The organism is Streptomyces sp. NPDC087440, assembly GCF_044744005.1.
Lineage (GTDB): Bacteria > Actinomycetota > Actinomycetes > Streptomycetales > Streptomycetaceae > Streptomyces.
In genome coordinates, this window is record NZ_JBIUXN010000017.1 from 57,623 (window position 1) to 71,154 (window position 13,532).

General features: G+C 73.6%; 9 protein-coding genes. 6 read left to right on the forward strand and 3 right to left on the reverse strand.

The annotated features are described in order from the left end of the window. Positions 1 to 5: 5 nt before the first annotated feature. From ACIO3O_RS29125 to ACIO3O_RS29145, 5 genes are all read left to right on the forward strand, one after another. Positions 6 to 5,792 (forward strand): SDR family oxidoreductase, encoded by a 5,787-nt coding sequence (locus ACIO3O_RS29125; RefSeq protein ID WP_401750909.1) that lies wholly within the window; start codon positions 6 to 8, stop codon positions 5,790 to 5,792. Further along, complete coding sequence (gene fabG / locus ACIO3O_RS29130) at positions 5,789 to 6,538, forward strand: 3-oxoacyl-ACP reductase FabG (RefSeq protein ID WP_401750912.1); 750 nt, start codon at positions 5,789 to 5,791, stop codon at positions 6,536 to 6,538. The genes ACIO3O_RS29125 and fabG overlap by 4 nt, the downstream gene beginning before the upstream one ends. A 34-nt stretch (positions 6,539 to 6,572) precedes the next feature. Continuing rightward, positions 6,573 to 6,773: a ferredoxin gene (locus tag ACIO3O_RS29135; RefSeq protein ID WP_401750915.1), complete on the forward strand. Its 201-nt coding sequence runs from the start codon at positions 6,573 to 6,575 to the stop codon at positions 6,771 to 6,773. Between the two features lie 121 nt (positions 6,774 to 6,894). Further along, a complete protein-coding gene (locus tag ACIO3O_RS29140) occupies positions 6,895 to 7,674 on the forward strand; it encodes a thioesterase II family protein (RefSeq protein ID WP_401750917.1) in 780 nt (259 codons plus the stop codon). A 62-nt stretch (positions 7,675 to 7,736) separates the two neighbouring features. After that, the gene (locus tag ACIO3O_RS29145) at positions 7,737 to 8,711 is read left to right on the forward strand and encodes a beta-ketoacyl-ACP synthase III (RefSeq protein ID WP_401750920.1); all 975 of its coding nucleotides are present in this window, start codon (positions 7,737 to 7,739) and stop codon (positions 8,709 to 8,711) included. A gap of 105 nt (positions 8,712 to 8,816) precedes the next feature. Here the strand turns inward: ACIO3O_RS29145 and ACIO3O_RS29150 are convergent, their stop codons facing one another. Next, positions 8,817 to 9,773 (reverse strand): ScbA/BarX family gamma-butyrolactone biosynthesis protein, encoded by a 957-nt coding sequence (locus ACIO3O_RS29150; protein ID WP_401750923.1) that lies wholly within the window; start codon positions 9,771 to 9,773, stop codon positions 8,817 to 8,819. A gap of 349 nt (positions 9,774 to 10,122) precedes the next feature. Further along, on the reverse strand, positions 10,123 to 10,740 hold the full coding sequence (locus ACIO3O_RS29155) for a ScbR family autoregulator-binding transcription factor (protein ID WP_401750924.1): 618 nt from the start codon (positions 10,738 to 10,740) through the stop codon (positions 10,123 to 10,125). A 316-nt stretch (positions 10,741 to 11,056) separates the two neighbouring features. Between ACIO3O_RS29155 and ACIO3O_RS29160 the strand changes: the two genes are divergently transcribed. Continuing rightward, positions 11,057 to 11,860 (forward strand): BTAD domain-containing putative transcriptional regulator, encoded by an 804-nt coding sequence (locus tag ACIO3O_RS29160; RefSeq protein ID WP_401750925.1) that lies wholly within the window; start codon positions 11,057 to 11,059, stop codon positions 11,858 to 11,860. 110 nt (positions 11,861 to 11,970) lie between these two features. Here ACIO3O_RS29160 and ACIO3O_RS29165 read toward each other — a convergent pair whose 3' ends face one another. Then, the gene (locus tag ACIO3O_RS29165) at positions 11,971 to 13,509 is read right to left on the reverse strand and encodes an FAD-dependent monooxygenase (protein ID WP_401750927.1); all 1,539 of its coding nucleotides are present in this window, start codon (positions 13,507 to 13,509) and stop codon (positions 11,971 to 11,973) included. Positions 13,510 to 13,532 lie beyond the last annotated feature (23 nt).

Here is a 13,532-nt window from a genome sequence, read left to right on the forward strand (position 1 = left end):
TCCACGTGTCACAGCACCACCACGACCCGGACCAGCAGACGGACCCGAACCAGGACCCGGGTGAAGATCAGGACCGTATCGCCGTCGTCGGCATGGCGGGCCGCTTCCCGGGCGCCGCCGACGTGGACGCCTTCTGGAGCGACCTCGCGCAGGGGCGGGAGGGCATCACCGTCCTGTCCGAGGAGGAGCTCGTCGCGGCCGGCATCGATCCGGGGACGGCGGCGCGCGACGGTTACGTCGGCGCCAAGGGCTCCCTGGACGGCGCGGACCTGTTCGACGAGCAGTTCTTCGGCTACAGCCCGCGCGAGGCCGAGCTGCTCGACCCCCAGCACCGGGTCTTCCTCGAATGCGCCTGGCACGCCCTGGAGTCGGCCGGGATCGACCCGGCCCGGTTCGAGGGCCGGATCGGGGTCTTCGCGGGCGCGGGCCCGAACACGTACCTGCTGTTCAACCTCATGAACAACCAGCAGGTGCTGGACGCGTCCGGCATGTACCAGGTGATGCTGGCCTCGGACAAGGACTTCCTGGCCACGCGGGCCGCCTACAAGCTCGGTCTGACCGGTCCCGCGATCACCGTCCAGACGGCCTGCTCCACCTCGCTCACCGCGGTGCACCTCGCCTCGCAGAGCCTGCTGGGCGGCGAGTGCGACATCGCGCTGGCGGGCGGGGTCTCGGTCAGCTCCCCGCTCCAGGGCGGTTACGAGTACCAGCCGGGCGGCATCCTGTCGCCGGACGGCACCTGCCGGGCCTTCGACGCGGACGCCCAGGGCACGGTGCCCGGCAACGGGGTGGGCGTCGTGGTGCTGCGCCGGCTCGCCGACGCACAGGCCGCCGGTGACCGGGTGGACGCAGTGGTGCTGGCCAGTGCCGTCAACAACGACGGTTCGCTGAAGGCCGGTTACACCGCGCCGAGCGTGGAGGGGCAGGCCGAGGTCGTCGCGGAGGCACTGGCGCTGGCCGACGTCGCCCCCGAGACCGTCGGGTACGTGGAGGCGCACGGCACCGGCACCCCGCTGGGCGATCCCATCGAGGTCGCCGCGCTCACCCGCGCACACCGGGCGGGCACCGACGCCCGGGGCTACTGCGCGATCGGCTCGGTGAAGAGCAACGTCGGGCACCTCGACGCGGCCGCCGGGGTGACGAGCCTGATCAAGGCCGCCCTCGCCCTGAAGCACGAGGCGATCCCGCCGACGCTGCACCACCAACGGGCCAACCCCGCACTGGAGTTGGAGGACAGCCCGTTCTACGTGAACGCGGAGTTGCGGCCCTGGCCGCGCACCGACCGCCCGCGCCGGGCCGGGGTCAGCTCCTTCGGCATCGGCGGTACGAACGTCCATGTCGTCCTGGAAGAGGCTCCCGCCGAGCAGCCGTCCGTAGCCGGGCGGACGCCGGAGGGCGGCGATGACCGTGCGCGGTTGCTGGCGCTGTCCGCGAAGTCCGCCCCGGCGCTGAGTGAGGCGGCCGGGCTGCTGGCGGACCGGCTGGAGCGGGACGCCGCGACCGATGGCGCCACAGCCGATGGCGCCGCGACCGATCTGGACGCCGTCGCGCACACCCTGGCGCAGCGCCGGACGCCGCTGGCCCACCGGGGCACCGTCGTCGCCCGCACCACCGGTGAGGCCGTGGGTGCGCTGCGCCGCCTGGCGGGGGCCTCCGCCTCTGGTCCGGCTGCCGCGTCCGACCGGGCGCCGGTCGCCTTCCTCTTCCCCGGCCAGGGCGCCCAGTACCCCGGCATGGCCCGGGACCTGTACGCGCGGGGCGGGGTCTTCGCCGCCGCGTTCGACCGGTGTGCGGAGCTGTTCGCCGCGCAGCTGGGCGAGGACCTGCGCACCCTGGTGTTCGGGGCCGACGACGGGGCGGCGGCCGACCGGCTGCGGCAGACCCGGCTCGCCCAACCCGCCCTGTTCGGCGTGGAGTTCGCGCTGGCGAGCCTGTGGCAGTCGTGGGGCGTCGTGCCGCGGGCCATGGTCGGGCACAGCATCGGCGAGTACGTCGCCGCCTGCCTGGCGGGGGTGTTCTCGCTGGAGGACGCCGTCCGGCTGGTGGCGGCGCGGGGGCGGCTGGTGCAGGAGATGCCGCCGGGGGCGATGCTGAGCGTCTTCCTCTCCGAGGAGGAGACCGCCGCCCGGCTCGGTGACGGCCTGACCGTCGCCGCCGTCAACTCCACGCGGCTGAGCGTCGTCTCCGGTCCCTCGGGCGCCGTCGACGCCCTGGAGCGGCGGCTCACCGAGGAGGGGGTGGGCTGCCGACGGCTGCACACCTCGCACGCCTTCCACTCCCCCGCCATGGACGCGGCCGTGGACCCGTTCGTCGACGTGGTGCGCACAGTGGAGCTGTCGGCCCCGCAGATCCCGTTCCTGTCGAACGTCACGGGCACCTGGATCACCGCCGAGGAAGCCACCAGCCCCGCGTACTGGGGTGCGCATCTGCGCCGGCCGGTGCGTTTCAGTGACGCGCTCGACGTGCTCCTGGCCGACCCCGGTCTCGTCCTGGTGGAGGTCGGTCCGGGCCAGAACCTGGCCAACTTCACGAAGGCGCACGGGAGTTGGACGCCGGAGCGGAGTGTCGTCGGTTCCCTGCGGCACCCGGGCGAGCAGGTCGCGGACGACGTCCATCTGCTCGCTCAGCTCGGGGCGGCCTGGTCGGCGGGCGTCATCGTCGACTGGCAGGCGCTCCAGGGCCCGCACCGCCACCGTCCGGTGCGGCTGCCCGGCTATCCCTTCCAGCGGCGCCGCTTCTGGGTCGAGCCCGCAGCGGGACCCCGCGGCGCGCAGCCCGCCGTCGCCTCCCCGGGCGGCTGGTTCTCCACTCCCGGCTGGCAGCGTCTCGTGCCGCCCGCCCCGACCGGAGGCACCGGGGACACCTGGGTCGTACTGGGTGCCGGACTCCCCTTCGGCGACGCGCTCGCCGACCGGCTGGAACAGGCGGGTGACCGGGTCGTCCGCGTCGGCGCGGGCACCGTACGGGAGCAGACCGGCGAGGCGTCCTGGACCGTGGACCCCGCCGACCGTGACCACCTGACCGCGCTCGCCCGTTCCCTGGACGGTCCCCCCTTCGCGGCCGGGGACGGGCGGCGCCTTCGCTTCGTACACCTGTGGAGCACCGGTGACCGGGACGCGCGGCAGGCCCTGCCGGACGCTCAGCGGCTGGAGGCGGCGCGCCGCACCGGGTTCGACAGCCTGCTCGCGCTGGCCCAGGCGCTGGGGGACGCGAAGCCGTCCGCCCCCGTCGCCGTGGACGTGCTCTGCCACGGGGTGTACGACGTCACCGGCGACGAGCCGCTGCTGCCCGAGCACGCCCTGCTGCTCGGTGCGGCCACGGTGATCCCGCAGGAGACCGGGGTCGCCTGCCGGGTTCTCGACCTCACGGGTGCGGCGGTGGACGGTGTGCGGGACGCTGACCTGCGTGCCGTGCGCGCCGTCCTCGCGCACGGCGGCACCGGCGACGAACTCGCCCTGCGCGGTGGCCATGTGTGGGCGCGCGGCTTCGACCGGGTGGACTGGATCGCGCCGACGCCCGGCGACGGCACCCCGCGCACGGGGCTGCGCGACGACGGCGGGTACCTCATCACCGGTGGCCTGGGCGGCATCGGTCTGGCGCTCGCCGAGCAGATCGCCGCCACTGCGCAGCGGCCGGTCCTCGGCCTGCTGGGCCGGTCACCGTTCCCGGCGCCCGGCGACTGGGACGCGCATCTCGCCGAGCACGGGGACTCCGACGCCACCGGTGTGCGGATCCGGCGGTTGCAGCGCCTCGTGTCCGGGGGTGCCCGCGTGCTGGTGCTGGAGGCCGACGTCACCGACGAGCAGCAGCTGCGCGGGGCCGTCGAGGAGCTGCGCCGGACGGCGGGGGCGCTGCACGGCGTGGTGCACGCCGCCGGGCTGCCGTCCCAGGGGCTGATCGTCACCAAGTCGCCCGCCGACGCCGACACGGTGCTCGCGGCCAAGACCCGCGGGCTGCTCGCCCTGGACGCCGTCTGCGGTGCGGACGACCTGGACTTCCTGCTGCTGTGCTCGTCCGTGACGTCCGTGCTGGGCGGTCCGGGCCAGAGCGACTACGCCGCGGCCAACGCGTTCCTCGACGCGTGGGCGCAGCGCAAGCGCCGGGAGACCGGGCTGCCCGTCACCTCGGTCGGCTGGGACACCTGGCAGGGCGTCGGCATGGCGGCCGGGCTCGACGCCCGGTTCGGCCTGGACACCGGCACCCCGCTGACGGGGCACCCGCTGCTGCGGCGGCTGGTGCAGTCGACGCCCACCTCGCGGACGTACGCGACGGTGTTCAGCACCGCGGAGAGCTGGATCGTCGACGACCACCGCATCCAGGAGCACGGGCTCGTGCCCGGAACCGCCTACCTGGAGCTCGTCCGGGCCGCCGTGGCCGAGCAGGCCGCGGGGCGGGACATCGAGATCGGCGACGTGCAGTACATGGTGCCGGTGGTGGTCCCCGACGGGCAGGAACGCGAGGTGTTCACCACCGTGGAGGAGCGCGACGGCAGCTGGACCTTCGCGGTGCGCAGCCGGTCCGCGGCCTCGGGGCGGACGACGTGGACCGATCACGCGCGGGGCACGGTCGGCTTCCACGAGCCCGCGCCGAGGGTCGTGCGCGACCTGGCCGAGCTGCGGGCCCGCTGCGAGGTGACCGACGTGCTCGACACCGACGAGTCGATCAAGCTGGGGCTGCGGCTGGACCGGTTCGAGAAGGGCGGGCCGATCGAGTTCTCCTTCGGGCCGCGCTGGCACTGCATGAAGGAGATCCTGGTCGGCCCCGACCGGGTGATGGCGACGCTGCGGCTCGACGAGGAGTTCCACGGCGACCTCGACCACTACCTGCTGCACCCGGCCCTGCTCGACGCGGCCGGGGGCACCGCCCGGGTGCACGCCCCCGACACGTACTACCTGCCCTTCAGCTACCGCAGCCTGCGGGTCTTCCACGGTCTGACGGGTACGGTGCACGCCTACGTCGAGGTGAAGGGCGCGACGGACTCCGCGGGCGAGACCAGCACCTGCGACATCGAACTCCTCGATCCGGACGGCCTGTTGCTGGCCAGGATCGGCGACTTCACCATCAAGCGGATCAACGACCCGCACCGGCTGCGGGAGCAGATCCTGGACGCCGTCGTGCCGCCCGAGCCGGAGCCGGCAAAGGACGGCGACGGTGCCGGGCAGGTCCTGCGGATGCTGGCCGAGGGCATCACCGAGCAGCAGGGGCGGGAGGTCTTCGCCCGGCTCCTGGCGACGTCCGGCCTGCCCGCCCATCTCGTGGTCTCCCGGCGGGACTTCCGTCAACTGCGGGAGCTGGCACGCTCGTTGACCCCCGAGGTGCTCGACCAGGAGATGGGACGGCTGGCGCTGCCGGGCGGCAGCCATCCCCGGCCGGACCTGGACACGCCGTACGTCGCCGCGCGCAGCCCGCGCGAGCAGGAGATCTGCGAGGTGTGGCAGGAGGTGCTCGGTCTGGAACGGGTCGGTGTGGACGACGACTTCTTCGCCCTCGGCGGCCACTCCCTGGGCGCCGTGCAGATCGGCACCCGGCTCAAGAACCGGCTCGGCGTGGAACTGGATCTGCGGGCCTTCTTCGAGCAGCCCACCGTCGCGTACACCGCCGGGTTGCTTCAGGCGGGTGCGGGGGCGGCCCCGCGGGCCGAGAGCGTCATCGAGGTGCTCAGCCGCGACGAGCCGGCGCCCGGCGCGGAGTTGGAGCAGCTCGCGGAGCTGTCCGACGAGGAGGTGGAGGCGGAGCTGCTCCGCCTGCTGGCCCAGGACGACGCCCCCACGAACCAGGAGGACACGGTATGAGCAGCGCCGAGCGGGCCGGTGTGGCCCTGGTGACGGGCGGGTCGCGCGGGATCGGGCGCGCGGTCGCCCTGCGCCTGGCCGAGGACGGTTACGACGTGGCCGTGTGCCATGCCGTGGACACGGCGGCCGCGCAGAGCCTGGCGAAGGAGATCGACGCGTTGGGCCGCACGGCGTACGTGCGGCGGGCCGACGTCGGCGACAGCATGGCCGTCCAGGAGTTCGTGGACGGGGCCGAGGACGCCCTCGGCCCGGTGGACGTGGCGGTCGCCTCGGCCGCCGTGCTGCGCGACGGCCCGCTGGCGGCGATGGAGGACGACGACTGGGTCGACGTCCAGCGGGTCAACCTGGACGGCACGTACTACCTCTGCCGGACCGTCATCAACGGGATGATCGAACGCCGGCGCGGTGCGATCGTGACGATGTCCTCGGTCGCGGGCCGGTACGGCAACGCCGGGCAGACCAACTACGCCGCCTCCAAGGCCGGGATCATCGGCTTCACCGCGTCGCTGGCCCGCGAGGTCGGCCGGTACGGGGTGCGCGCCAACGTGGTGGTGCCCGGGTTCGTCGAGACCGACCCGGTGGCCGCGCTGCCCGACGACGTACGGGCGCGGTTTCGCGAGCGCATCGCGCTGGGGCGGTTCGCCGCGCCCGAGGAGGTCGCCGACCTGGTGGCGTATCTGGTCTCGCCGCGGGCCGCGTACATCACCGGCACGACCGTCCAGATCGACGGCGGCATGGCCGTCTGAACCCACCGGACACCTACCGCAACGGGACACGACCTTGCAGATCCAGGCTGACACCCAACGCTGTATCGGCGCGGGCATGTGTGCGCTGATCTCCCCCGACCACTTCGACCAGTCCGACCTCGACGGCACCGTCGTCGTCCTGCCGACCGGTGAGGGCGAGCGGAAGCCGGTGTCCGACGCCGCGCGCCGCGCGGTGCGCCACTGCCCCTCGGGCGCCCTGACGCTGACCGACTGAGCCGCCCGGCGGTGCGCCGCGCGCGCCGCGTCCCCGCCGGACGGAGCCCTGCCACACGAAGCCCCCGGCACACGAAGCCCCTGCCGTACGAAGCCCCTGCCAGACGAAGGAGGAACCCATCATGCGCAACCCCTGGTTCGCCAGGACGGAGCCGCGGAACGAGGCCGGAGTCCGCCTGTTCTGCCTGCCCTACGCGGGCGGCAGCAGCACGGCCTACCGGGCCTGGTCCGGCCTGACCCCCGACCGTGTCCAGGTGCATCCGCTGGAGCTGCCGGGCCGCGGCACCCGCTGGGGCGAGACTCCCATCGGCCGGATGCCGCTGATGACCGAGGCGCTGGCCGACGCCCTGTCCGGGCATCTGGACCGGCCGTACGCCCTGTTCGGCCACAGCATGGGCGCGCTGATCGCCTTCGAGCTCACCCGGACGCTGCGGGCGCGCGGCCTGCCGCTGCCGGCGCACCTGTTCGTCTCCGGTTCGGAGGCCCCCGACCTGCCGCGCACCCGGCGGCCGATCCACGCGGCACCCGACAGCGAGGTGGTGGAGGAACTGCGCTTCCTGGGCGGCACGCCGGCCGAACTCCTGGAGGACCCGGCGCTGATGAAGCTGGTGCTGCCCGCGCTGCGCGCCGACTTCTCGCTCCTGGAGACCTACCGGTACCACGTACAGGCTCCGTTGCCCGTGCCCCTGACGGTGTTCGGCGGTGACCGCGATCCCCTGGTGGTGGCCGGGCAGCTGCACCGGTGGCTGCGGCAGACGAACACCGCCGGGCGCCTGGAGATCCTGCCCGGCGAGCACTTCTTCCTGCACGACGCGGTGGCCAAGGTGCTGGCGACGGTCACCGAGGACCTGGCCCCGCTGGAGTCCCTGCCCCGTCCCCCCGCACAGCGGGACGTGGCCTGACCCGCCCGTCGGAGCACCTCGCTCTGCGGACCACGACCCGGACCACGACCCTTGGAGGAACCGTGACCGCTTCCCAGCCCGGCAGTCGGATCGTCTCCGTCGCCCACCATCAGCCGACCCGTGTGCTCACCAACGACGACCTGGCCGCCCTGGTCGACACCTCCGACGCCTGGATCAGGTCCCGGGTCGGCATCGCCACCCGCCATGTCGCGGACGCGGACGAGAGCGTCGCCGACATGGCGACGGTCGCCGCCGCCAAATCGCTCGCCCGGGCGGGGGCGGACGCCGCCGACGTCGACCTGGTGATCGTCGCGACCTGCACGGCGGTGGACCGGATGCCCAGCGTCGCCGCCACGGTCGCCGCCCGGCTGGGCGTTCCCGCCGCGGCCGTGTTCGACCTCAACGCCGCGTGCGCCGGATTCACGTACGCGCTCGCCACGGCCGATCTGGCGGTGCGCGGCGGCAGCGCCCGCACCGCGCTGGTCGTCGGTGTGGACAAGATGAGCGACTTCCTCGACTGGCAGGACCGGACGACCTGCGTCATCTTCGGCGACGGGGCGGGCGCGGCGGTCGTCACGGCCACCGAGGCCGCGGGCCCCGACCGCATCGGTCCGGCGGTGTGGGGGTCGCTGCCCGAGCGGGGCAGTGCGATCACCCTGGGCACCTCCGGTCCGACCGGACCGCCCGCCCTGTTCCGGCAGGACGGGCACGTCGTCTACCGGTGGGCGATGACGTCCCTGGCGCCGGTGGCCCGCCGGGCCTGCGAGGCGGCCGGCCTCGACCCGTCCGAGCTGGCCGGGGTCGTCACGCACCAGGCGAACCTGCGCATCATCGAGGCGGTGACCAGCAAGATCGGTGCCACCAACGCGGTCATCGCGCGCGATGTCGTGGACTCGGGGAACACCTCCGCCGCCAGCGTGCCGTTGGCGCTGTCCAAGCTGGTGGAGCGTGCCGAGGTGCCCCAGGGTGCCCCGGTTCTCCTGCTCGGCTTCGGTGCGGGTCTGTCGTTCGCGGCGCAGGTGGTCGGCTGCCCCTGAGCTCCCGCCCGGCGGGGCTGTCCCCATCAGTGCAGAGAGGTACGTGAAGGGTCCGTCCCGTCCGGGGCGGACCCTTTCGCGTACGGTGGTGCCGGTTTCGGCCGTTCAGACCTCGAGGACGCTCATCCGGGTGCGGAACACCTCGCTGCCGTTCTGCCGTCCGCTGACGTCCACGGTGTGCAGGGCGGACCGAGCGGCCGTGACGGGGACCGCGTCGATCCAGCACGGGGCGCCGAACTCGGCGTACTGGAAGAACTCGGTGGCGGCGCCGACCGGCAGGACGTTCGGCGCCTCGACCGCCCCGCAGGCCGCCTGCCGCGCGGCTTCGATGAGCACCATCCCGGGTATGTGGTCGCCGCCGTGCTCGAACAGGATGGGGTGGCGGGTGTCGGGGCTGAGCAGCCAGCGGCCCGGCAGGTCGGTGGCCGACAGGACGACGTCGGCCGGGTGCGCGCGCCCCAGTCGGCGGGGGTCGGCGGGCACCGGGCGCTGCAGCGCCGAGGCGTCCAGCTCGGCGCGCGCACCGCGCAGGCGGCGGTAGGCGGCCGGTGCGACGCAGGTGAAGTGCCCGCTGCCGCGGGCCACTTGGTGCCCCTCGCGGTCGATGGTGATGGCCATGGCGAACTGGACGAGGCGGGTGCCTCTCCACTTCACGTCGGTGCAGACGGCTTCGAGGACCAGCTCGCTGGGGCGTCGCCCGATCCCCAGGTGCTCCGGACACACGGTGAACTCCATGTCCCGCAACAGGAAGTGGTGCCCCAGCTGCACGCCGAACTCCGAGTGGGCGAGGTAGAGCCCGACCTGGCGAATGGTTTCGGCGGCCTGCATGGGGTCGTGCTGGGTCCCGTCCGGGGTGGTGAAGAAGGTGTGGGCGCGCGGCCACTGCCCGGTCAGTTCGAAGCGGGTGCCCTCGATCTGGCGGCATCCGGTGAGGAAGACCTCGGCCAGGGAGGCCCGGTGCACGTACTCCCGGGGGACGGTGGTGGTCAGCCGCGGCAGTTCCTCGACGCCCTGCACGACGGAGTCGACGGAGTACTGCTGAGGGCGCACGACCAGGGTCATGGGGGGTTCCCTTCTTCTTGCCGGATCACAGGGGGACAACGACGTGTTCGAAAGGGCGAGCACAAAATATACGGGCGCACCGGTTTAGTTCAGGCGGCTGCAAAGGAAAATCTCCGGCACCCACGGTTTCCGGGCTTCCCTCGACTGAGGACTCCCGTCCGGCTGCCGGACGTGCATGAGCGTCGCGGGGGGCACCCGCCAACCGCCCTGCCTGCACTCGTCGTTGCCCCGGCGGCCCGCCGGGGGAGGCGCCAAGGGGCTGCGGACCCGTGCCGCACGTCCCGCGCGAGCTCGGCTACTTGGCCAAAAATGATCCGTCGCACCAGGCCGGAATCACACCTTCCGCGCCTCAGCGCGCCCCTGTGACGTCCAGCCCCGCCTCGTCGCGGGCGATCCGGGGCAGCAGCAGGTTCCAGAACCGGCTGAGCGTGCTGTGCGAGACCCACCGCACGTCCCGTCGTCCGAGCAACTGCATGCCCGCCGTGCACACGAACAGCGCGCCGGCGACGTGCTCGACCGAGGTGTCCGGCCGCAACTCCCCCGCCCGCTGGGCGCCCTCCAGCGTCGAGCGCACCCACTGGTGCCAGTAACGGCGCACGTCACCCACGTCCTCCGGGCATCCGGGGTCGCCGTCCAGGTCGAACCCCGCGCGCAGCACCACGTCGTCCTGCAACTGCTCGACGAGGTCGTGGCCGACGTCTATCAGGAGCTGCAGGCCCCCGGCGCGCGAGGGCCGGCGTTCGCGGCGCTCCACGATGCCGCGCAGCCGGTGGCAGGCGGCGGCCACCACCGCGGAGGCGAGGGCGTCCTTGGTCGGGAAGTGGAAGTGCAGCGCCCCGCTGGTCACACCGGCGCGGCGGCTGATGGCCAGGAGCGAGGCGGGGGCGTACCCCATGCGGCTGAAGTCGTCGGCCGCAGCACCGATGAGCGCGCTGCGGGTCCGTACGGCACGTTCCTGCTTGACCATCGAAGTGCTCCGTCGCTCCCGATCCGCTCCATCCGCCCGTCGTCGGGCCTGGAGATGGCGTCCCCGTACGGAGCGGCCCGTGCTGTCCGCAGGGCCCGCCCGTCCAGCTTCCACATTAACAAACCGCATCGGCGGTTTGTTGTGTTTGTAAGCGCAAACTTCGACTGCTCTTCACGGCGCCCGCCCATGCGCCGACCCCCTAGAAAAAGAACCGGCCGTGCTGTTTAATTCTTCTCCAGTACGCCCCTAGTTCCCTGCGACACCCACCGCTCGCGTCCCGTTCCGCGGGCGCCCCCCTACGGACCTGGGAAGAGACATGGACATTCAGATACTCGGCGGCTTCGCGGCACGCCTGGACCGCACGGAGATCGTCCCGACCGCGCCGAAGCCGCGCCAGGTCCTCGCCCTGCTCGCCGTGAACGCGGGCCGACTGGTGCCGGCCTCGCTGCTGGTGGAGGAACTCTGGGGCAGCCGGCCGCCACGGAGCGCCCGCACCACACTGCAGACCTACGTCCTGCGGCTGCGGGAGCTGATCGACGCGGCACTCGACCAGGCACCCGGCGGCGGACCGCGCAGCTCCAAGGACGTGCTGGTGACCCGGGCGGGCGGCTATCTGCTCGAACCGGGCGACGGCACCGTCGACTTCCGCACCTTCGACCGGCTCAGCACCGAGGGGTACCAGGCCATGGAGGCGGGCGACCACGCCGGGGCGGGCCGTCTGCTGCACGCCGCGCTCGCCCTGTGGACGGGACCCGCGCTCGTCGACGTGGACCGGGGCCGGCATCTCGACGTACAGGCCAGGCGCCTGGAGGAGGCCCGGCTGTGTGCGCTCGACCGGCGCATCGAGGTGGACCTGATCCTGGGGCGGCACCGTGAACTGCTGCCCGAACTGACCGTCCTGGTCCACCAGCACCACCTCAACGAGAGCCTGTGCGGCCAGTTCATGCTGGCCCTGTACCGCGCGGGCCGCGCGGGCGAGGCCCTGAGCGTCTACCAACGCCTGCGTGCCGCGCTCGTGCGGGACTTGGGCCTGGAGCCGAGCGCATCCGTGCAGCGGCTCCAGCAGTCCATCCTCGGGGCGCCGACCCAGGCGGCCCGGGAACTGCAGCCGGTTCACTGAGCGCACCGGGACGCCGCCCCCGGGCGGCGTCCGCAGGGCGCGAAGGGGCCCCGTCACCTGCCGGGTGACGGGGCCCCTTCGCGTCGCCGTGCGGGTGTGCGGGCCCGCCCTCAGAGGCCGGAGGCCGAGACCGCTGCGGCCGTCGTCACGGTACGGACCCGCCGCGCCCCCCGCTCGCCGCTCACCGGCGCGCCGAACCACCGGTGCAGCGTGCCGGTGAGGTCGCCGCCGTCGGAGCTCCACAGGACGTACCCGTCCGGGCGCACCACCACGGCGTCCACGCCGCCCTCCAGCCGTCCGGCCACCCGCGAGGTGCGCAGTACGTGCGCCCAGCCGTCGGCCCCGGCGGGCGCCGGGACGTCCTCGCTCAGGAGCAGCACCGGGCGCCCCTCGCCGAGCAGGGTGATCACGTCGGTGCCGTCCTCGGCCAGGGGGTGGTTGGGCAGGAAGCGGCCCTCCCAGACGGATGCCGGTCCGCTGTCCGCGGGGTACCGGGTGTCCTGGGCGCTGATCATGCCGCCGAGGTGTCCGCTCACCTCGGGCAGCGGCAGGAGTTCGCTCATCAGGGCGCGCAGCGCGTCGAGTTCGGGGTCGGGGCGCATCAGGGCGAGCTGGGCCCTGGTGTTGTCGACCACGCGCAGGGCGGCGGGGCGGCGTTCGCGGTCGTAGGTGTCGAGGAGGTCGGGGCCCGCGAGTCCGTTGAGGGTGTGGGCGAGCTTCCAGCCGAGGTTGAGCGCGTCCAGCAGGCCGGTGTTCAGGCCCTGGCCGCCGACGGGGAAGTGGACGTGGGCGCTGTCGCCCGCGAGCAGGACGCGGCCCTGCCGGTAGCAGGTCACCAGCCGGGAGAAGTCGTTGAACCGGGAGAGATGGAACGCTTCGGCCAGGGGTACGGGCCGGCCGGTGATGCGTTCGACCTCGGCACCCAGCTCCGCCAGGGTGGGGTCGCTGCCCCGGTCGGGGTGCGGGCCCCGGCAGTCCAGGGTGAGCAGTCGGCCGTGGCCCTCGGCGTCGCACTTGGCGGAGGTCCAGCCGCGGGCGGTGCGCTGCCAGCCGAGCGGCACGCCCGCCGGGTCGGCGAAACGCACCTGTCCCATCAGGGCGGACACGGTCGGGGCGTGGGTGTCGGCGGTGAAGCCGCACTGGTCGCGGACCGTGCTGCGGGCTCCGTCGGCGCCGACCGCGTAGGCGACCCGCAGGCGCAGTGTCGTACCGCCGTCCGCCTCGGCGAGGACCTGCACGCCGTCGGCGTCCTGGTCGATGCGGCGTACCCGGTGGCCGCGCAGCACCCGTACCCCGCGGCGGCGGGCGACGGTCTCCAGACGGCGTTCCAGGTCCGCCTGGGACTGCTTGACGATGATCGGCGGCTCGGCCGCCGGGGCGGTGAGGGTCAGCCCGGGCAGGCCCGCGAAGTGGAACGGTTCGGACTTCTCCCCCGTCACGTCGGCGTCCGACACCCCGGCGGCCAGGCCGCGCCGGGCCAGGGACTGTGTGGTGCGGGCGTGCAGGGTGCCGGCCCGGGGCTCGTCCGAGGTGGCGGTCCGGGTTTCGAGGACGGTGGTGGGCACGCGGTACGCGCCGAGTTCGGCGGCGAGCAGCATGCCGACGGGCCCCCCGCCGACGATCACCACTCCGCTGGGGCGACTGGACATGGGAACCCTTCCGATCGGGGTCG

What these genes read in the sequence shown, in the direction of transcription:
- fabG (WP_401750912.1), top strand. Translation starts at nt 5,789, where the DNA reads ATGAGCAGCGCCGAGCGGGCCGGTGTGGCCCTGGTGACGGGCGGGTCG.
- ACIO3O_RS29140 (WP_401750917.1), top strand. Translation starts at nt 6,895, where the DNA reads ATGCGCAACCCCTGGTTCGCCAGGACGGAGCCGCGGAACGAGGCCGGA.
- ACIO3O_RS29150 (WP_401750923.1), bottom strand. Translation starts at nt 9,773, where the DNA reads ATGACCCTGGTCGTGCGCCCTCAGCAGTACTCCGTCGACTCCGTCGTG.
- ACIO3O_RS29155 (WP_401750924.1), bottom strand. Translation starts at nt 10,740, where the DNA reads ATGGTCAAGCAGGAACGTGCCGTACGGACCCGCAGCGCGCTCATCGGT.
- ACIO3O_RS29160 (WP_401750925.1), top strand. Translation starts at nt 11,057, where the DNA reads ATGGACATTCAGATACTCGGCGGCTTCGCGGCACGCCTGGACCGCACG.
- ACIO3O_RS29165 (WP_401750927.1), bottom strand. Translation starts at nt 13,509, where the DNA reads ATGTCCAGTCGCCCCAGCGGAGTGGTGATCGTCGGCGGGGGGCCCGTC.